Origin of the sequence: Mycobacterium sp., assembly GCF_032159775.1 — a bacterium.
Taxonomy (GTDB): Bacteria; Actinomycetota; Actinomycetes; order Mycobacteriales; family Mycobacteriaceae; genus Mycobacterium.
The window spans coordinates 47,809-65,442 of record NZ_JAVHWK010000125.1 but is presented as its reverse complement, the minus strand read 5'-3'; the positions used below and the strand labels follow the sequence as shown (position 1 = coordinate 65,442).

Genomic DNA, 17,634 nt, shown 5'->3' with positions numbered 1-17,634 from the left:
GTCCTCGGAGTTGACGTATCGTGCCGACGTGGCATCCCGAGACCATGGCGACCCTGGTGACGCCCCGTCCGTCCCGCCTCCGTTGAGCGACGTCGCGAGCGCCGTCCGACCATCCGCCGCAGAGGAAGCGCGCAGCATTGCGGCCTGCACCAACAACGGCACGTTGGCGACACTGACCGCGAGTGGGGATCCGTGGGCGTCCTTTGTCACCTACGGCCTGCTCGACGGTGCACCCGTGCTGTGCGTCTCGAATATGGCCGAACACGGCCGCAACCTGGCGGTTGATCCGCGGGCCAGCATCGCGATCGTGGCGCCCGCCACCGACCCCGACCCGTTGGCGAGCGGACGGGTCACACTCGCGGGCGTTGTCGAGTGCCCGTCCGGCGATGAACTCGCAGCCGCGCGCCACGCACATCTGGCGGCGGTTCCCGCGGCGAAGTACTACGTCGACTACAGCGACTTCGCGTTGTGGGTGCTTCGGGTCCATCGGGTGCGCTGGGTCGGCGGCTACGGCCGGATGGACTCCGCGACCGGCGAGGCGTACACCGCCGCGTGCCCTGACCCCGTCCAACCTCTGGCGGCGGACGCGATCAGCCATCTCAACCACGACCACACCGAGGCGCTGTGCGCGATGGCGAAAAACTTGGGCGGTTATCCCGACACCACCGCCGCGACATGCACAGGCGCGGACCGCTACGGGCTTGACCTCAAGGTCAGTACGCCGCGCGGGGTGGCATACACCCGAGTCGGATACGCCGCACCGATCGACTCCTACGACGATTTACGCTCGGCCACAGTCGAATTGGCGGCACGCGCTAGGATCAGCGGGTGACCGAACGCTCCGAGCTGTGGCAGGCCGCTTTTGAGCTGATCCGCACCCGAGGCCACGAACGCCGCGACGAGCCGTTCAAACTGGTCAGTGGTCAGCTCAGCCATGATTACATTGACGGCAAGTACGCCGTCGACACCGGCGAGCGGTTGGCCGTCGTGAGCCGGGCGGTAGCCGAGCTCGCGGCCGCCAACGGCATCGAGTTCGACGCCGTCGGCGGGCTCACCATGGGCGCCGACCCGCTGTCGCACGGTGTCGCGATGGTCACCGGCAAGGCGTGGTTCTCCGTGCGCAAGGAACAGAAGCAGCGCGGCCGCGAGCAATGGGTCGAGGGCACCCGACTGCAGGAGGGCACCCGAGTTCTCCTGGTGGACGACGTCATCAGCACCGGCGGCTCGACGGCGCTGGCGCTCGACCGGATCGCCCCGCTCGGCGTCGTCGTCACCGGCGTCATTCCGATGGTCGACCGCGGCGACGTCGCCGCCCAGCTGTTCGCCGATCGCAACGTGCCGTTCGTCGCCCTCGTCACGTATCGAGACCTCGGCATCGAGCCGATCAAAGCGGTCTAGTGCCGTTACGTCGGCTCAGCCGGCAGCCGCGACCACCAGCACGCCCGTCGGTTCGACGCCGACCGTCACCGGGTCGCCCGGGCCGAAGGCCCGCGCCGCAGAGCTCGTCATCTGTGCGCTGACGACCGTTCCGTCGGCCAGCGTGCAGAACACCCGGGAGATCGGACCGAGGAACGCCACCGACGTCACCGACGCGGTGCCCGCCGGGTCCGCGGTGACCGTGACCGACTCCGGCCGCACCATCGCCAGCCCGCCGCCGGAGCCGATCGAGCCGGGCAGCGCGGGTACCGATGTGCCGAGCAGCCGGGCCTGATCGGCCGAAACCTCCGCGGGCACTTTGTTGTTCAGCCCGACGAACTCCGCGACGAACGGCGTCGCGGGGTTGGCATAGAGCTCGGCCGGGGCGGCGAGCTGCTCGAGCTTGCCCTGGCTCATCACCCCGACCCGGTCCGCGACGGCGAGCGCCTCCTCCTGGTCGTGCGTGACGAACAGCGTCGTCGTCCCGACCTCCAGCTGCACCCGACGGATCTCGTCGCGCAGCGCTACCCGCACCTTCGCGTCGAGTGCCGACAGCGGTTCGTCGAGCAGTAGCACTCTGGGCTGGATCGCCAGCGCCCGTGCGAGCGCGACCCGCTGCTGCTGGCCGCCGGACAGCTCACTGGCGTACTTGTGTCGATGTGCGGTCAGCCCGACCAGCTCGAGCATCTCCTCGGCGCGAGATGACCGTTGCCCCTTGTCTTTTCCACGCATCTTCAGGCCGAAGGCGACGTTGTCGAGCACGGTCAGATGTGGGAAGAGACTGTAGGCCTGAAAGACCATGCCCATGTCGCGCTTGTTCGCGGGCACCCTGGTGAGGTTCTTGCCGTCCACCGACACCGTGCCCGACGTCGCCTCGTCCAGCCCGGCCAGGATGCGCAGCGCGGTGGTCTTGCCGCAACCGGACGGACCGAGCAGCGCGACCAGCTCACCCGGCTCGATATGCAGGGTCAGCCCGTCGAGTGCCTTGACCGACCCGTACACCCGGGTCAGGTCGTTGAGCTCGACGGAAACACCATTCGTCATGTCGGAACTCCAGGTTGCGTTGCGATCGTAGGGGCGGCGACGGCCGGGTCCGTCGCGGTGGTGCGGCGTCTGCCGCGGGTCACCAGCGCGAGAATGAGGAGCAGCACGAAGCCGAACACAAGCGTCGCCAGCGACGCCGCCACGGACGTCGGGCCGTCGGACTTGCCGATCAGCACGATCTGAACCTGCAGCGTCTCGTAGCCGGACAGCGATGCGATCGTGTACTCGCCCAACACGACCGCGATCGATATGAACGCCGCCGACAGGATGCCGGACCAGATGTTGGGCACCACGACGCGGGCGATTGTGGTGAGCCAGCCCGCGCCAAGTGAACGCGCCGCCTCCGAAAGCGTCTTCAGGTCGATCGCCGACAGGGCGGCATCGATCGCGCGATACGCGAACGGCAGCACAAGGACCACATAGACGAATGTCAGCGTCAGTGCCGACTCTCCGAGGAAGTAGGTGACCCACAGATAGACGTTGCGCAGCCCGACCACGATGACGAGAGCCGGGATCGTCAGCGGTAGCAGGCAGAGGAATTCGACGATGCCCTTGGCCCATGGCGTCCGCAGCCGGACCCAGATCATCGTCGGCACCAGAATCAGCAGCATCAGCACGACGGTGAAAACGGCGAGCAGCAGCGAGATCACGATTGCCTGGTACAGCGCATCGTCGGCTATTAAGTTCTTCCAGGCCGCCATGGTGCGACCCCCGGCGAGCAGGTTGCGGGTGGAGAAGTCGGCCATCGCATACAGCGGGAAGAGGAAGAACAACCCAAACGCGGTGAGCAGAACACCACGAAAGACCTTGCCGCCCAGCGTGGTTCTCCTCACTGCAGCCACCTCGCGGTACGTCGGACGAGCGCGTTGTACGCGATCATCACGGCCGCCACGATAACGATCATCTCCAACGCCAGCGCATAGGCGAACCCGGACTGGCCGAGCACCACCTCGCTGGTCAATGCCGCGCGGATCAGCAGCGGCAGGATCGGGCTGCCCTGACTGACCAGCGCCGCGGCGGTGGCGTAAGCGGCAAAGGCGTTGGCGAACAACAGAAGAAACGAGCCGAGGAACGCCGGTGTCAGAAGTGGCACCGCCACCTGGCGCCAGTACTGGAACGTCGACGCGCCGAGGCTGACGGCCGCCTCCCGCCACTGGTCACGAAGTCCCTCCAGGGCGGGCACGAACACGATCACCATCAACGGGATCTGGAAATACGTGTAGACCAGGATCAACCCCGTCAGGCTGTACAGCCATCCCGACCCGGCGAGGTTCCAACCGAAGTGCTCCTGTACCCACAGCGTCAGCACACCGTTCAGCCCGATCGTGGCGAGGAACGCGAAAGCCAGTGCAACGCCGCCGAATTGGGCCAGCACACTGCACAGCGAGACCACCGCCCTTCGGAGCACCGAGGTGGGGTGGCTGCTCACAATCAGCCAGGCCAGCACCGCGCCGAGCACCGCGCCGATGACCGCCGTGCTCGCCGAGAGCAGCACGCTCTTCCACAACGCCGACAGCGCGGTGTCGGCGAACAACGCCTCGATCCGGGCAAGAGAGAAGACGCCGTCGACGAAGAACGCGCTGACGATCACCGTCGCGGTCGGGACGATCAGGAAGATCGTGACCAGCGCGAAGAACGGCAGCAGCGGAAGCGACTCCCGAATCCGTCGGCTCACAGCCTTTTTCGCCCCTCGCGTCCGCGGTCAGCCGATGGCCTTGGCCCAATTGTCTGCGAGGTACTTCGTCGCCTTCTTGGTCTGATCGGGCGTCGGCACCGTGACGGGACCGTCGATGACCGGGATCTTGTCGACCGCGCCCTTGTCGATCGAGCCTGCCTGCATCATCTGATCGGCCCGCACCGGGCGTACCCCACCGGCGGCGTAGAGGTTCTGCCCCTCGTCGCTGTACAGGAACTCCTGCCACAGCCGCGCGGCGGCGGGATGCGGCGCGCCGGAGTTGATCGCCTGGTAGTAGTAGCCGGCGACGGCCGCGTTCGACGGCACGAAGACCCGCCAGGACGGCAGCTTCGCGGTCTCGGCCGCGTTCAAATAGTTCCAGTCGATGACGACCGGCGTCTGGCCGGACTCGATGGTCGCCGGCGTCGGGTCGACGGGCAGGAAATTACCCGCGGCCTTTAGCTTGCGGAAGAACTCGACCCCGGGCGCGATGTCGTCGACCGAGCCGCCTTGGGACAGCGCGACCATCAGCACGCCGGAGAACGCCGCACCGGCCTGGGTCGGGTCGCCGTTGAGCGCCACCTTGCCGTTGTACTCGGGCTTGAGCAGATCGTTGACGTCGGCCACCGGCGGCACCTTGGCGGAGTCGAAACCGATGGACATGTAGCCGCCGTAGTCGTTGACCCATTTTCCGTCGGCGTCCTTGTACGCCTGCGGGATGTCGTCGAAATTCGCGACCTTGTAGGGCGCGAACATCGCCGTGCTGGCCAGGGCGACGGACTGGCCGAGATCGAAGACGTCGGGCGCGGTGCTCTTGCCCTTCTGTTGGGTCGCGGCGTTGATCTCGTCCTGGCTGGCCGCATCGGGCTGCGCGGAGTTCACCTTGATGCCGTACTTGTCGCCGAACGCCTTGATGATCGCGCCGTAGTTGGCCCAATCCGGTGGCAGCGCGATGACGTTCAGCTGCCCTTCCTTCTTGGCCGCCTCGATGAGGCCGTCCATGCCGCCGAAGTCCTCGGCAGATGTCGCCTCCGACGCGTTGCCACCCGACTCCGTCTGTCCGCCCTCGCTCTTCTTTTCGGGCGGGGCACAGCCCGCGATTCCTGCGACGAGGACGGCGGCGGCAGTGAAGCCGAGGAGGCGAGTTCTCTTCATGGGCGAACCTTCCGATGGGCGGCGATGGAACCCTATCGTGGCTGCGCATCGGACACAGGCGGTTCCTGCGAGTCGATGTTTATCGGCGTTGACCGCGCATTTCCCCAGGTAGTGGGGCTAACATCGGAATGTGGCGGAGAGAGGGGCCTCGGGGGACTTTGACTACCTGCGGGAAGAAACCGACGGGAGCGATGGGGTCGACGTCGTTGACGAGGGAAATGCATACACGTCCGAGCCGGACCACGATTACCTGTTGGCCGAGGACGAGCACAAGGCGCACGACGGGTTCGACGCATTCGACGAGAACACCTGGGACGAGGACTTCACCCCGGTATCGGTGACAACGTGGCACCGGTCCTCGCAGGCGCGCACCTTGATGATCGCCAGCGCGGTCGCGCTGTCGGCGATCGTGGTCTCGGTGGTTCTGCTGGTGTTCCGGGGCTCTCCCGCAGCAGACGAGCCCGCGCCTACCGAGAGCCCGCCGCCGCCCACCACGCCACTGGCGACGGCGACGGCGACGGCGACGGTTGAGCAGCCACCGCCGGAGCCCCCGGCGCCGCCGCCACCACCCCCGGAGCCCTCAGTAGTGAACGAGGCGCCCGCGGTGATCAGGCCGACGGTGCGGCCGCGGCCCACGAAGCAACCGGAGATCGGCGTGACCCGCACACCGGTGACCCGGTTGCCGATCAGCGTTGCGCCGCAGCAGCGGGGACCCAGGTAGCCGACTTTCGCTCAGCGGTGGTGTCCGCCGTGATGGAACAGCAGGACGTTGCCGTAGTACGGGAACTGGTACGGGTAGGTGACCTGTTGATCGCTGTTGATCTGGACATTGCCCGGCGACTGGCACTGGGTGGTCTGCGCGCCAACATTAGTGCAGGTAAGGCCGGTAGGTGCGGCAGCTGCCGTGGGTGCCAGCGCGATGGCGGTTGATGCGGCGCCCGCGGCGACCAGTGCGGAGATGTGACGCAGTTTCATGGTGAACCCCGATCGTAGTATTTCGAAACTGTACGTTTAGTTTCAACACCGGCGATAAGGGGTCGATACCGCGCACAACGGTGACGTCAGTCACTGGGGGACAGGCCGCGGATGGCGGCGTCCACAAGCTGGTCGGCCGCATCGGCTCCCATGGGCGCATGACCGATCATCAGGCGATACAGCGCGGGCCCGATCACCAGGTCGAGCGCCGCATCCGGGTCCAGGTCGGCCCGCAGCTCGCCCCGCTCCACACCGCGGTCCCAGATGGTCCGGAACAGTTGGCGGCGTGAGTCGACCAGATTCGTGCGGAGCTCCTGCTGGATCGACGGGTCGGCCTGGGCCTCGCCGACGAGCTGTGCGAACACGCGGCCGCTGGGGCCGGTGTAGAAGTGCAGAAGTCCGCGCATCACCGCGGTGAGATCGTCGCGAGCTGAACCGGTATCGGGGTCGCGCGAGTCGGCCATCATCTCGGACAGGAATGCGTCGATCGCCACCGCGTACTTGTTCGGCCACCATTTGTAGATGGTCGCCTTGCTCGCACCGCTGCGACTGGCGATCTCCTCGGTGGTCATCGCGCGCAGGCCGACCTCGTGCAGCAGCTCCGAGGTGGCCCGCAACACCGCCGTCCTGGACTCCTCGCTGCGAGGTCGGCCCGGCCGGGGGCGCGGCCGGGTCTCGACAACGCGACTACCCGCCATTCACCGGCCTCCCATTGATAATGAACGTGGCGTTCACAATCCTTACTATTGACTATTCCCGCGGTAGCGCAACTCGAGAAGGGCAACATGGAGGAGTTCGAGGCCAGAGAGAGGTTCGCCTCTTCCCCCGTCGCGCAGCTTGCGACGGCGGGTGCCGACAGCGTCCCGCACCTTGTCCCGGTCGTGTTCGCGGTCAGCCATGACGTCATCTACACCGCGGTCGACGCCAAACGAAAGTCTTCGCACAGGCTGCGCAGGATGGCCAACATCGAAGCCAACCCCACGGTCAGCCTGATCGTCGACCACTACGACGAGGACTGGTCGCAGCTGTGGTGGGTCCGTGCCGACGGAACTGCCCAAATCCATTACAGCGGTGAGGAAATGGCCACCGGGTATTTCGAACTGCGACGAAAGTACAGCCAATACCAGCGCATCGCGCTGGACGGGCCCGTCATCGCCGTCACCGTGGCACGGTGGTCGGGCTGGCAGGCCTGACCCGCCAGTAATGCCTGAGGCCGCGGCGGCGATAAACGTCGTGACATGACTCAAGGGATAGGGCTATCGGTCGGTGCCACCAAGGTCGCCGCCGTCATACCGGGCCGCGCGGCCGTCACGCGCCAGTCCGTCCTCACCGTGTATCGGCACCGCCCGCCCGAGGTGGGGGTCCCTGCGGAGAACTCCAGACTGGACGAGCGCGGGCTCGTCCTCACCGACTTCGTGGACCGGGCCGCCGATCCAATCGGCATCATGGCCGCCGACGGCACCTTTCATCGCGGCGAGACGCTGATCGCCGATGCACTGCGCGCACTGACCTATACGGCCACCGGCGGCCGTTCACCCGTTTCCCCGCCCGGCGTCGCGTTTCCGGCCCATTGGCGCGCTGCGGCGGTCGAGGCACTGCGCCGCGAACTTCTCCGGTTGCCCGAATGGTCGGCAAGCCCCGAGCGGTTGACCCTCATCCCGGACGCCGCGGCTGCACTCAGCGCATTGCAGGCCGACCCAGGACTGCCAACTCGGGGCGTGGTCGCTCTGTGCGACTTCGGTGGCACCGGAACCAGCATCACGCTGGCCGACGCCGCCAACGGCTACCGACCGATCGGCGCGACGGTACGCCACCATGACTTCTCCGGAGAGCTCATCGACCGGGCGCTGCTCACCCACGTGATCGCCGACCTGTCCATCACGGGTACCGCCGATGTGGCCGGGACGGCCGCGATCGGATCGCTGCGACAGATCCGGACGCAGTGTCGCGCCGCGAAGGAGCGGCTGTCCCGCGGCGCGGTCACGACGCTGTTCGCCGACGTGCCCGGGTACCGCGGTGAGATCCGCTTGACCCGCGCGGAGCTCGATGACGAGATCCGCGCGCCGCTCTCGGCATTCATCGATGTATTGCGAGAGCACTTGGCCCGCAACCGAATTCATCCCGCCGACCTGTCGGCCGTCGCCTCCATCGGTGGCGGTGCCCGTATCCCTTCCGTCACCACGGCGCTGTCCGATCACCTTCGGGTGCCGGTGATCAGCACCCCGCATCCCGAACTCACCGCCGCCGGCGGCGCGGCCCTGCACGCCGTCCGCAGGCCTGAGGATGACAGCCTCACCGCCGTCGCGTCACCCGTGCCATCGGCCACATTCCCTGCGCTCGCCTGGTCGGCGGTCGACGATGTCCCTGAGATCGCCTCGGTCGCAACCGGAACCGAGGCGCCCGCCGGCCTGAGCGCCGCCCGGCCGCCGGTCGACTTCGTACCCGAAGACGCCTCAGAGCTCCGCACGCCGAAGACCGAGGCGTGGTACCGGCCGATTCTCGTGACGGTCGGGGTATTCGCCGCCATGGTGCTGGTCGGCACCGGCGCCGTGATGGCGATCCGCAACGATGCCTCCGCGATGACCGGAACGGCGACCACGACGACCACCGTCGCGCCCGGACCGGCCGCACCCGCAGCCGCTCCACCGGCCGAGCTTGCGGTCACCCCCGAAGCGGCGCCGAATGCGCCGTCCTACATCCAGGCACCGGACCCGGTGACCCGCGTGGTGGTGACCACCCTTCCGCCCGTGGTCATGCGGGCGCCTGCGCCCGCGGTTGTCCCGCCCCCGGCGGATGTCCCACCGCCGCCAAACCCACCGCCACCATCGACCCCGACGGCCACGCCCACGACCACCCCGACGACCGCGCCCGCGCCGACCAGCCCACCGACATCGCAACCACCGAGCAGCCCGCCGAGTAGCCCTCCGTCGTCGCAACCACCGAGCAGCACACCGAGTAGCCCTCCGTCGTCGCAACCACCGAGCAGCCCACCGAGTAGTCCGCCCTCATCGGAACCACCAAGCAAGGAACCGGCGACACCGCCGGCGCAGGACGGCATGCCCGACGAGCAGGCCGATCAACCCAAATGACGAGGTCGGCGTCACCCCGCCGGAAATAGATCTTTGCTGTTCGGTGTTCACGCGGAGAGCTTGAGTTACCTCTTCTCATCGCTGTGGTACGTGCGAACCACTTCGACCCTGCCAATCGGCACTCAATTACTGCCATCGGAATTAAAGCGCTGACCTGTCGGTTTATTCGGTCAGCCGGATCGGAAGTTTCGTAGTTCGGCGTCAAACGCGGCCGAGTCCACGACTTGAACCGCATACAACAGAAGAGAAGAAGGCACCGAAGATGAAGAAGACCGGATTAGCTAACATCGTCGTCGCAGGCGGATTGACCGCGGCGGCCCTTGGACTGGCCGCGCCCGCCGTCGCCGCGCCGGCCGGCCCCGGCAACGCACAAGAGACCATCAGCGACCTCAAGGCCGATGGCTACAACGTCATCGTCAACCGTGTCGGCGGAACGCCGCTGGAGCAGGCGACCGTCGTCGCCGTACGGCCCGGTCAGACCTATTCGCGGACTGACTCGGGAAATCCGGGCGACAGCCTGGCCACCACGATCACGAGCAAGACGGTGTACGTCGACGTCAAGTAGTCACCGCGCAAGCGATGCAAGGGGCACCCCATCGGGGTGCCCCTTGTTCGTGGGCCATCATGTAGCGCGTGACGGAGTACTCGCTGCCGATCGTGCCGCGCTATGCGGAGATAGACCAGCAGGGCGTGGTGTTCAACGGCCACTACCTCACCTGGTTCGACGAGGCGGTGACCGGATACTTCGACCACCTCGGCGCGAGCTATCCGGACCTGATGTCCGCCGACCTCGACATGCAGGTGGTGCACACCGAGATCGACTACGCGGCACCGGTTCGTTGGCGTGACAACGTGCGCGTCGCCGTTGTCTGCGAGCGGGTGGGTGAAACAAGCTTCACGATCGGATTCTCCGTCCTGCGCACGCGCGCCGGGTCCGACGAGTCGGTGGCGGTGCGCGGCCGCAACGTCTACGTCGTGGTGTCCACCGAGGACTGGACCAAGCGACCGATACCCGATGCACTGCGCACGGTGCTGTCGCCGTAGGCGTCTCGATTACCCGCCAGGTGATGGTCGCGACGACCATGGCGGTCTAACGTCGGCGTGTGCATGACGTCAAGAACAAGCACGGTGGCGAACTCCTACGCCAATGGCGACAGCGGCGCAGGCGCAGCCAGTTGGACCTCGCTCTGGACGCAGGCATCTCCGCCCGTCACCTCAGCTTCGTCGAAACCGGACGGGCCCGGCCAAGCCGCGGGCTGCTGCTCGCGCTCGCCGAGCAGCTCGATGTGCCTCTGCGCGAACGCAATACGCTGATGCTCGCCGCGGGATATGCACCGACCTACGCCGAGTCCGATCTGAACGGCGAAGAGACCCGTGAGGCCCGCGATGCGCTCGCGCGGCTACTGGCGGGCCACGAGCCCTACCCGGCGGTGGTACTCGACCGCTGGGGCGACGTCGTGCTGACCAACGGCGCCGCCGGTCCGCTCCTGGAAGGTGTCGACGCCGAACTGCTGGCAGCCCCGATCAACAGCTACCGGCTCAGCCTGCACCCGAAAGGAATGGTCTCGCGGATCCAGAACCGGGCCGAGTGGACAGCCCATCTCGGACACCGGCTGGCCCGGCTGGCACGGCTCACCGGCGACCAACGCCTTGCCGAGCTTCTCACCGAGATCCGCACGTATCCCGGCGTCGCCGACGCACTCGACGGCTTCGGTGAACCGGCGACATCGGACCTGCTGCTGACCTTGCAGCTGACCCATTCCGCAGGCGATCTCCGACTGCACAGCACCCTCACCAGCTTCGGCAGCCCGCACGACGTCACTCTCTCCGAGCTGACCGTCGAATCGTTCTTTCCAGCCGATGACGCCACGCGCCAACGGCTGCAAGAACTTTCGGGCTAGCGCTCGCTAAGCCTGAACAGTGACCGGATCACCGACCCGGACGGTGTCGAAATACCACGCGGCATTGTCGGGGCTGAGGTTGATGCAGCCGTGACTCACATTCGAGTTGCCCTGTGACCCCACGGACCACGGCGCACTGTGCACATAGACGCCGCCCGACGTGATGCGCACTGCGTCAGCCACAGTGAGCTTGTAACCCTCGGGGTCGGACAGCGGGATACCGATGGTCCGCGAGTCCATCACCACGCTTTTTTCCTTCGCCAAAGCGGTGAACGAGCCGACTGGTGTGGGGTGCTTGGGCTTACCCATGGAAGCGGGCATCTGCCGGACCACCTGGTCGTCGATGCTGACCGTGAAGGTGTGTGCGTCGATGTCAGCGACGCCCACCACCTTGGAACCGGTTTCGAAGCTGGTGGAAAAGCCGTCTGCCGTCACCGATATCGGAGAGTGGGCGGGCCAGAACTGATCTGGGGTCCACTGCACCATCTGGTTACTGAGCCAAGTGAACTTGCCCGTCGGCGTCTTACTGGAGGCGATGTCGATCGATTCTTCGGCGCGGGCCGCGTTGATCACCGGCTCGGCGAATGTCACCTCGATGGGTGCGCCGACACCCACGACGTCCCCATTTCCCGGCGAGATCGCGGTGACTCTGAGGTTGGACCCCGGGCCGGGCACCGCGGCCAAGCCGGCGGGAGCCGAACCCACCATGGCGACAGCCGTAGCGCCAGCCACGACGAGTACGTACCGAACAGTTCTACGCAACGCTTCTATCCCTTCACCGACTTCCCGACCAGCAAAGTGCATTCTAGTGACTCAATCTGTGGGAAGTCGCCGACAGGCCGTTACTCCACGTCGGGACGGGTCTTGCACACCGCCGGGATTAGCGGAATTGTGGATTTACACCCCGGGCCCGACGAAGTGACCCGGGTCTGGAAGGGGCCGTCATGGCTGACAAGGCGAATACTTCCAAGGGCGCCGGAGCCGCCCCCACCGCGGACAGTCCGGCCGCCATCCGAAACGTGGTGCTCATAGGCCCATCGGGTGGCGGCAAGACCACACTCGTCGAGGCCCTGTTGACCGCTACCGGGGTGCTCTCGAGACCCGGATCCGTCGTGGACGGCACGACTGTGTGCGATTGCGACGAAGCCGAGATCGCCCAGCAGCGTTCGGTCGGGCTGGCACTCGCGCCGCTCTCGCACAATGGCGTCAAGGTGAACCTGATCGACACCCCCGGCTACGCCGACTTCGTCGGCGAACTCCGGGCCGGGTTGCGGGCAGCGGACTGCGCGCTGTTCGTGATTGCCGCGAATGAAGGTGTCGATGAACTCACCAAGTCCTTGTGGCTGGAGTGCCAGCAGGTCGGGATGCCGCGCGCGGTCGTGGTCACCAAGCTCGACCACGCCAGGGCGAACTACGACAACGCGGTGGCCGCCGCCCAGAAGACGTTCGGCGACAAGGTACTTCCGCTCTACCTGCCCGCTAACTCCCCTTGCACCGGGCTGATCGGACTGCTGTCGCAGACGCACTACGAGTACAACGGCGGCAAGCGGACCACCAAAGAGCCCGACTCGTCCTACTCCCGGCTGTCCGAACAGCGCGGCACGCTGATCGAAGGGATCATCGAGGAGTCCGAGGACGAGACGCTGATGGAGCGTTACCTCGGCGGAGAAGAGATCGACGAGAAGGTGCTCATCGAGGACCTCGAGAAAGCGGTCGCCCGCGGCTCCTTCTTTCCGGTGATCCCGGTGTGCAGCAGCACCGGCGTCGGAACGCTCGAACTGCTCGAGGTGACGACCAGCGGGTTCCCGTCTCCGCTCGAACATCCGCTGCCCGATGTGTTCACTCCGCAGGGCAAGGACCACGCCGGGCTCCGCTGCGACCCGAACGGACCGCTGCTCGCCGAGGTGGTCAAGACAACCTCAGATCCGTACGTCGGCAGAGTCAGCCTGGTCCGGGTCTTCTCCGGCACCATAAGGCCCGACGCGACGGTTCACGTGTCGGGCCATTTCTCGTCCTTCTTCGGTAACTCGGCAACCAATGGAAGCTCGGGGGGCCACGAGGACCACGACGAGGACGAACGGATAGGCACGCTGTCGTTCCCCTTGGGAAAGCAGCAGCGACCGGCGGGCACCGTCGTTGCGGGTGACATCTGTGCGATCGGCAGGCTGTCCAAGGCCGAAACCGGGGATACGTTGTCCGACAAGGCCGAACCGCTCGTGCTCAAACCATGGGACATGCCCGAGCCGCTGCTGCCGATCGCGGTGCAGCCGCACGCCAAGACCGACGACGACAAGCTGTCGGTCGGATTGGCGCGGCTGGCGGCCGAAGACCCGACGCTGCGTGTGGACCAGAATCCCGAGACCCACCAGATCGTGCTGTGGTGCATGGGTGAGGCGCACGCAGGCGTCGTGCTGGACGGTTTGGCCAACCGGTTCGGGGTCAGTGTCGACAAGATCGATCTCCGCGTGCCGCTACGCGAAACTTTCGGCGGTTCTGCGAAGGGACACGGCAGGCACGTCAAGCAGTCCGGCGGGCACGGCCAGTTCGCCGTTTGCGACATCGAAGTGGAGCCGTTGCCGGAGGGCTCGGGCTTCGAGTTCGTCGACAAGGTCGTGGGTGGCTCCGTGCCGCGGCAGTTCATTCCCAGCGTGGAGAAGGGCGTGCGGGCGCAGATGGAGAAGGGCGTTGGCCCCGGCTATCCGATGGTCGACATCCGCGTCACCCTTCACGACGGCAAGGCGCACAGCGTCGATTCATCCGACTTCGCCTTTCAGATGGCGGGCGGGCTGGCACTTCGTGACGCCGCCGCTGCGGCGAGTGTGAAACTGCTCGAGCCGGTCGACGAGGTGTTGGTGCTGGTGCCCGACGATCTGGTCGGCACGGTGATGGGCGACTTATCCAGCCGTCGCGCAAGGGTTCTCGGCACCGAGAACGTCGGCGCAGACCGCACCCAGGTGAAAGCCGAGGTGCCCCAGGTGGAGTTGACGCGCTACGCGATCGACCTGCGCTCGCTCTCCCACGGCGCCGGGTCGTTCACCCGCACCTTCAGCCGCTACGAACCCATGCCGGAGTCGGCCGCAGCCAAGGTCAAAGCGGAAGCCTAGGAGGCCGCCTTGAGCGCGGCCGCTGCCGATGCGAACATGGTGTTCTTGATCGCGCCGATGGTGCCGGGGTCCTTGGCGCCAAGTGGCGCAAGGATGTTCAGCGCCGTGCCCGTCACGGCGTCCTCCTCCGCGGTCGCATCGACAATTCCGATGGCGGCGGCCTCCTTGCCGCCGAACCGGCGGCCGGTGGTCATCGCGGCGACAGCCGCCTGCGGCGTCAGCTTGGCCTGAATCAACGCCGCCATCCCCGGCGTGAACGGAATGCGGATATCGACCTCCGGGAAGCAGAAGTAGCCGCGGTCGGCCCGCATCACACGAAAGTCGTGGGCGAGAGCCAGCATTGCGGCCGCACCGAAACTATGGCCACCGATCGCGGCGGCCGTCGGCATCGGCAGCGTCAGCATGCGGGCCAGCAGTGCTTGCACGCGCCCGACGTACCAGTGGGTCTGGTCGCCGTGGGCGGCCAGCCAGTCGAGATCAAGACCGTTCGAGTAAAACTTTCCGGTCGCCACCGTCACCAACGCATGCGCACCAAGGGATATCGCATCGTCGATCTGGGCGTCGAACTCGTCGAGAAACTCCGGCGAGAAACGGTTTTCGTCGTCGCCGAGATGCAGCACCGCGATCGTGTCCTGAAAACTGAGGGCAATGGGCATCGTTGCGCTTCACTCCGGTAGGTCTAGGAGACGACGGGTCAGCACCATCAGCTGCGCACGCAGCTCGTCGTCGTCGATGTCGGTGACAAGGGGGTGTACGACTGCGGTACCGATGGCGCCCGACAGCATCGCCGCGCTCACCCTGCCCTCGGCGTCGGCATCGCCGAGCAATACTCCGTAGAGGCGAGTGAGGAAGTGCTGGAACGGCTCGTGGTCGGCGAGCAGCCGGATCACCACGGGGTCGAACTGCAAAGTGGCGGCCGCGCGACGCCGCTCGATGGCCATATCGATGACGCGGGTGAGCAGCACTTCGCGGGCCCGTGGCCGGGACTTCTGCGCCTCGGCCGCCTCGAGTGCGTCGTCGAGGCGGCCGAGCTCCCGCTCGGTCAACGCGATGACGATCTCCTCCTTCGTCCTGAACTGGTGATAGACCGCCGCCTTGGTGACGCCGACCTCGTCGGCGATCATCTGCAGCGATGTGCCACCGACACCGTGGTCGGCAATCAGGGTGAGGGCTGCGTCCAGGACGCGGTGCTGCGCCGCACTGCGCCGCACGTCCGAGAACCGGCCGGCTGCGACGCGCTCTGCGGAGACCACGTCACGAGGGTATCCGGCGGGCCATCCGTTGCCACGGCCACGTCATCAGAGCCCACACGATGAGGATGAGCACGGCAGCGACAAGTACGTAGGCCGGCCACGACCCGAACAGGTCGAGCAGAGACGGCGTGCTCGGCTTCCTGTTGAGGAACCCGTAGTTGGACCCGGCAATACTGTTGAACGTCAACGTGATCACCGCCCACGCCAGCGTGACGCAGACAACGAACCGGTAGTCGCGCCACGTCGGCCGAAATCCCCGACCCCACGTCAGGTAGATCGCCGCCCAGACCACCAGCAGGTGAATCGCCCAGAAGGCCAGGAATTGATAGTTCGGGAAGTCCGGACCCCGCAACACAGGCGAGATCAACGCCTGCACGCTCAGCGCCAACCCCCAGTAGTAGGTCAGGGCGACGGCCCAATGCCGTTGCGACCACAACGCGTACGCGCCCACCGTCGTCGCCAGGTCGGTCAACTGCAGCGGCACCGACCACATTATCGACGGCGGGATGAGGGAGTAGACCAACACGGCCGCATAGATGAGACCGGTCAGCGCACCGAGCGCCCGGCCGAGCATGCGGGCTGCTGCCTCCGTCTGCCTACGTCCGATCCAGACCAACAGCACCGCACCGAGCGCGAACACCGCGAGCACGGCCCAGTGCGAGGGGCCGTACGCCGTGAACTGTCGGGGCGTCAGCGGGCCGCTACCTGCGCCGTCATCGCGGTCCCCGGCAACGGACGACCACCCGTCTCCCGCAGCGTCAGCGCGGTCACCAGCGAAACCACCGCTGCGACAATGACATAGAAGGCCGGTGCCTGAATGTGGCCGGTGCTGCCGGTCAGCCAGGCGACCATGTACGGCGTGGTGCCGCCGAACACGGCGACGCAGACGTTATAACCGATCGAGAAGCCGCTGTATCGCACCCGGGTGGCGAACAGCTCGACGCCCGTCACCACGGCGACCGAAATGTAAATCGATTCGATCGCCGCCAACATCGCTGCGCGGCGATCGCCGCACCGACCGAGCCCGAGTTCAGCAGCAGGAACAGTGGATATGCCAACAGCGCAAACGCCATCGTGCCACCGATGAGCAGCGGCCTTCGGCCGATCCGGTCCGAAAGCGCCGCGAGAGGAAGGATCAGCACGATCGCCACCACGCACGCCATCGTGATCGAGACGAACGCGACCGTCTTGGATAAGTGCAGTGTCTTGATGAAATACGTTGGCAGATAACTGAAGATGACATAGTAACCGACGTTGAACATGATCATGATGCCGATCACCTGAAGGATCGGTCGCCACGCCGTTCTGAGCGCCTCACGCAGCGGTGATATGGCGACGTCGTCCGATGCAGACAATTGCTCGAACGCGGGAGTGTCGGTCAGCTTCAACCGGATGTACAGGCCGACCAGTCCCAGCGGTCCGGCGATCAGGAAGGGGATGCGCCAGCCGTAGGAGTCCATGGCCGCATCGCCGAGCAGTGTCTGCAACAGCGTGACCGTCACCGAACCCAGCAGGAATCCCACGACGCCGGACCACGCGATGAAGGTCACCGTCAGCCCGCGTCGCTCATCGGACGCGAACTCGGCGAGATAGCAGGCACCGCCGCCGTACTCCCCGCCGGCTGAAAAGCCCTGCAGGCAACGCAGAAACAGCAACAGCAGCGGTGCGCCGACACCGACGGCGTCATATGTCGGCAGCAGACCCATCCCCAGCGTCGAGCCCGCCATCAGCAGGATGACGATCGCGAGCACGCGTTGTCGGCCGATACGGTCGCCGAGCGGACCGAAGACGAGACCCCCGAGCGGTCGCATCACGAACGCGGCGGCGAAGATCGCGAACGTGTTGAGCAGCGCCGCCGTCTCGTTACCGGCGGGAAAGAAGTTCGCCGCGATGAACGTGGCCAGGAAGCCGTAGATCGCGAAGTCGTACCACTCGACGGCGTTGCCGATCGACGCACCGCTGATGACCTGGCGAAGAGGAGGGGCGCCGCTCACCCCACCCACGCTAAATCAATCGACTGAC

General features: G+C 66.3%; 19 protein-coding genes and 1 pseudogene. 9 read left to right on the top strand and 11 right to left on the bottom strand.

The features are described from left to right. Positions 1 to 28 precede the first annotated feature (28 nt). Both QOJ24_RS15730 and QOJ24_RS15725 read left to right on the top strand, forming a co-directional pair. Positions 29 to 832: a HugZ family pyridoxamine 5'-phosphate oxidase gene (locus QOJ24_RS15730; protein ID WP_526262760.1), complete on the top strand. Its 804-nt coding sequence runs from the start codon at positions 29 to 31 to the stop codon at positions 830 to 832. Further along, positions 829 to 1,398: an orotate phosphoribosyltransferase gene (locus QOJ24_RS15725; protein ID WP_526262758.1), complete on the top strand. Its 570-nt coding sequence runs from the start codon at positions 829 to 831 to the stop codon at positions 1,396 to 1,398. The genes QOJ24_RS15730 and QOJ24_RS15725 overlap by 4 nt, the downstream gene beginning before the upstream one ends. A gap of 15 nt (positions 1,399 to 1,413) precedes the next feature. Here the strand turns inward: QOJ24_RS15725 and QOJ24_RS15720 are convergent, their stop codons facing one another. The 4 genes from QOJ24_RS15720 to QOJ24_RS15705 form a co-directional block, all read right to left on the bottom strand. Further along, a complete protein-coding gene (locus tag QOJ24_RS15720; protein ID WP_526262756.1) occupies positions 1,414 to 2,460 on the bottom strand; it encodes an ABC transporter ATP-binding protein in 1,047 nt (348 codons plus the stop codon). Further along, a complete protein-coding gene (locus tag QOJ24_RS15715) occupies positions 2,457 to 3,206 on the bottom strand; it encodes an ABC transporter permease (RefSeq protein WP_526262809.1) in 750 nt (249 codons plus the stop codon). Before QOJ24_RS15715 ends, QOJ24_RS15720 begins: the two co-directional genes overlap by 4 nt. A gap of 83 nt (positions 3,207 to 3,289) precedes the next feature. Then, the gene (locus tag QOJ24_RS15710) at positions 3,290 to 4,135 is read right to left on the bottom strand and encodes an ABC transporter permease (RefSeq protein WP_526262754.1); all 846 of its coding nucleotides are present in this window, start codon (positions 4,133 to 4,135) and stop codon (positions 3,290 to 3,292) included. Positions 4,136 to 4,162: 27 nt separating this feature from the next. Next, the gene (locus QOJ24_RS15705) at positions 4,163 to 5,290 is read right to left on the bottom strand and encodes an ABC transporter substrate-binding protein (RefSeq protein WP_526262752.1); all 1,128 of its coding nucleotides are present in this window, start codon (positions 5,288 to 5,290) and stop codon (positions 4,163 to 4,165) included. 130 nt (positions 5,291 to 5,420) lie between these two features. Between QOJ24_RS15705 and QOJ24_RS15700 the strand changes: the two genes are divergently transcribed. Continuing rightward, positions 5,421 to 6,011, top strand: coding sequence for a hypothetical protein (locus QOJ24_RS15700; RefSeq protein WP_526262750.1), 591 nt, complete (start codon positions 5,421 to 5,423; stop codon positions 6,009 to 6,011). An 11-nt stretch (positions 6,012 to 6,022) separates the two neighbouring features. Here the strand turns inward: QOJ24_RS15700 and QOJ24_RS15695 are convergent, their stop codons facing one another. Next, positions 6,023 to 6,265: a hypothetical protein gene (locus QOJ24_RS15695; protein ID WP_526262748.1), complete on the bottom strand. Its 243-nt coding sequence runs from the start codon at positions 6,263 to 6,265 to the stop codon at positions 6,023 to 6,025. Between the two features lie 86 nt (positions 6,266 to 6,351). Then, a complete protein-coding gene (locus QOJ24_RS15690) occupies positions 6,352 to 6,963 on the bottom strand; it encodes a TetR/AcrR family transcriptional regulator (RefSeq protein ID WP_526262746.1) in 612 nt (203 codons plus the stop codon). 87 nt (positions 6,964 to 7,050) lie between these two features. On the opposite strand from QOJ24_RS15690, the gene QOJ24_RS15685 reads away from it, so the two are divergent. The 5 genes from QOJ24_RS15685 to QOJ24_RS15665 all read left to right on the top strand — a co-directional run bounded on the left by QOJ24_RS15685 (position 7,051) and on the right by QOJ24_RS15665 (position 11,255). Further along, positions 7,051 to 7,458 carry a TIGR03668 family PPOX class F420-dependent oxidoreductase gene (locus QOJ24_RS15685; protein WP_526262807.1) on the top strand — a complete coding sequence of 136 codons (408 nt, stop codon included), beginning with the start codon at positions 7,051 to 7,053 and terminating at the stop codon, positions 7,456 to 7,458. A gap of 45 nt (positions 7,459 to 7,503) precedes the next feature. Then, entirely contained in the window at positions 7,504 to 9,354 is a 1,851-nt protein-coding gene (locus QOJ24_RS15680; protein ID WP_526262744.1) for an Hsp70 family protein, read from the top strand. A gap of 262 nt (positions 9,355 to 9,616) precedes the next feature. Beyond that, positions 9,617 to 9,919 carry a hypothetical protein gene (locus QOJ24_RS15675; RefSeq protein WP_526262742.1) on the top strand — a complete coding sequence of 101 codons (303 nt, stop codon included), beginning with the start codon at positions 9,617 to 9,619 and terminating at the stop codon, positions 9,917 to 9,919. 68 nt (positions 9,920 to 9,987) lie between these two features. After that, on the top strand, positions 9,988 to 10,398 hold the full coding sequence (locus QOJ24_RS15670) for an acyl-CoA thioesterase (RefSeq protein WP_526262740.1): 411 nt from the start codon (positions 9,988 to 9,990) through the stop codon (positions 10,396 to 10,398). 59 nt (positions 10,399 to 10,457) lie between these two features. Continuing rightward, positions 10,458 to 11,255 carry a helix-turn-helix domain-containing protein gene (locus QOJ24_RS15665; RefSeq protein WP_526262738.1) on the top strand — a complete coding sequence of 266 codons (798 nt, stop codon included), beginning with the start codon at positions 10,458 to 10,460 and terminating at the stop codon, positions 11,253 to 11,255. 6 nt (positions 11,256 to 11,261) lie between these two features. On the opposite strand, the gene QOJ24_RS15660 is transcribed toward QOJ24_RS15665, so the two are convergent. Then, positions 11,262 to 12,059, bottom strand: coding sequence for a L,D-transpeptidase (locus tag QOJ24_RS15660; RefSeq protein ID WP_526262736.1), 798 nt, complete (start codon positions 12,057 to 12,059; stop codon positions 11,262 to 11,264). Between the two features lie 140 nt (positions 12,060 to 12,199). On the opposite strand from QOJ24_RS15660, the gene QOJ24_RS15655 reads away from it, so the two are divergent. Next, positions 12,200 to 14,359, top strand: a complete 2,160-nt coding sequence (locus QOJ24_RS15655) for an elongation factor G-like protein EF-G2 (protein WP_526262734.1) — start codon at positions 12,200 to 12,202, stop codon at positions 14,357 to 14,359. Here the strand turns inward: QOJ24_RS15655 and QOJ24_RS15650 are convergent. The 4 genes and pseudogenes from QOJ24_RS15650 to QOJ24_RS15635 all read right to left on the bottom strand — a co-directional run bounded on the left by QOJ24_RS15650 (position 14,356) and on the right by QOJ24_RS15635 (position 17,606). Beyond that, positions 14,356 to 15,015 (bottom strand): enoyl-CoA hydratase-related protein, encoded by a 660-nt coding sequence (locus QOJ24_RS15650; protein ID WP_526262732.1) that lies wholly within the window; start codon positions 15,013 to 15,015, stop codon positions 14,356 to 14,358. The genes QOJ24_RS15655 and QOJ24_RS15650 overlap by 4 nt on opposite strands. 9 nt (positions 15,016 to 15,024) lie before the next feature. Further along, positions 15,025 to 15,612, bottom strand: a complete 588-nt coding sequence (locus tag QOJ24_RS15645) for a TetR/AcrR family transcriptional regulator (RefSeq protein ID WP_526262730.1) — start codon at positions 15,610 to 15,612, stop codon at positions 15,025 to 15,027. Position 15,613: 1 nt separating this feature from the next. Then, on the bottom strand, positions 15,614 to 16,306 hold the full coding sequence (locus QOJ24_RS15640) for a YwaF family protein (protein ID WP_526262805.1): 693 nt from the start codon (positions 16,304 to 16,306) through the stop codon (positions 15,614 to 15,616). Continuing rightward, a pseudogene (locus QOJ24_RS15635) lies at positions 16,303 to 17,606 on the bottom strand (MFS transporter). Before QOJ24_RS15635 ends, QOJ24_RS15640 begins: the two are co-directional and overlap by 4 nt. Positions 17,607 to 17,634 lie beyond the last annotated feature (28 nt).

Excerpts from the sequence above, each read along its gene's own strand:
- QOJ24_RS15720 (WP_526262756.1), bottom strand. The coding sequence starts at position 2,460 with ATGACGAATGGTGTTTCCGTCGAGCTCAACGACCTGACCCGGGTGTAC.
- QOJ24_RS15715 (WP_526262809.1), bottom strand. The coding sequence starts at position 3,206 with ATGGCCGACTTCTCCACCCGCAACCTGCTCGCCGGGGGTCGCACCATG.
- QOJ24_RS15705 (WP_526262752.1), bottom strand. The coding sequence starts at position 5,290 with ATGAAGAGAACTCGCCTCCTCGGCTTCACTGCCGCCGCCGTCCTCGTC.
- QOJ24_RS15695 (WP_526262748.1), bottom strand. The coding sequence starts at position 6,265 with ATGAAACTGCGTCACATCTCCGCACTGGTCGCCGCGGGCGCCGCATCA.
- QOJ24_RS15690 (WP_526262746.1), bottom strand. The coding sequence starts at position 6,963 with ATGGCGGGTAGTCGCGTTGTCGAGACCCGGCCGCGCCCCCGGCCGGGC.
- QOJ24_RS15685 (WP_526262807.1), top strand. The coding sequence starts at position 7,051 with ATGGAGGAGTTCGAGGCCAGAGAGAGGTTCGCCTCTTCCCCCGTCGCG.
- QOJ24_RS15680 (WP_526262744.1), top strand. The coding sequence starts at position 7,504 with ATGACTCAAGGGATAGGGCTATCGGTCGGTGCCACCAAGGTCGCCGCC.
- QOJ24_RS15675 (WP_526262742.1), top strand. The coding sequence starts at position 9,617 with ATGAAGAAGACCGGATTAGCTAACATCGTCGTCGCAGGCGGATTGACC.
- QOJ24_RS15660 (WP_526262736.1), bottom strand. The coding sequence starts at position 12,059 with ATGCACTTTGCTGGTCGGGAAGTCGGTGAAGGGATAGAAGCGTTGCGT.
- QOJ24_RS15655 (WP_526262734.1), top strand. The coding sequence starts at position 12,200 with ATGGCTGACAAGGCGAATACTTCCAAGGGCGCCGGAGCCGCCCCCACC.
- QOJ24_RS15650 (WP_526262732.1), bottom strand. The coding sequence starts at position 15,015 with ATGCCCATTGCCCTCAGTTTTCAGGACACGATCGCGGTGCTGCATCTC.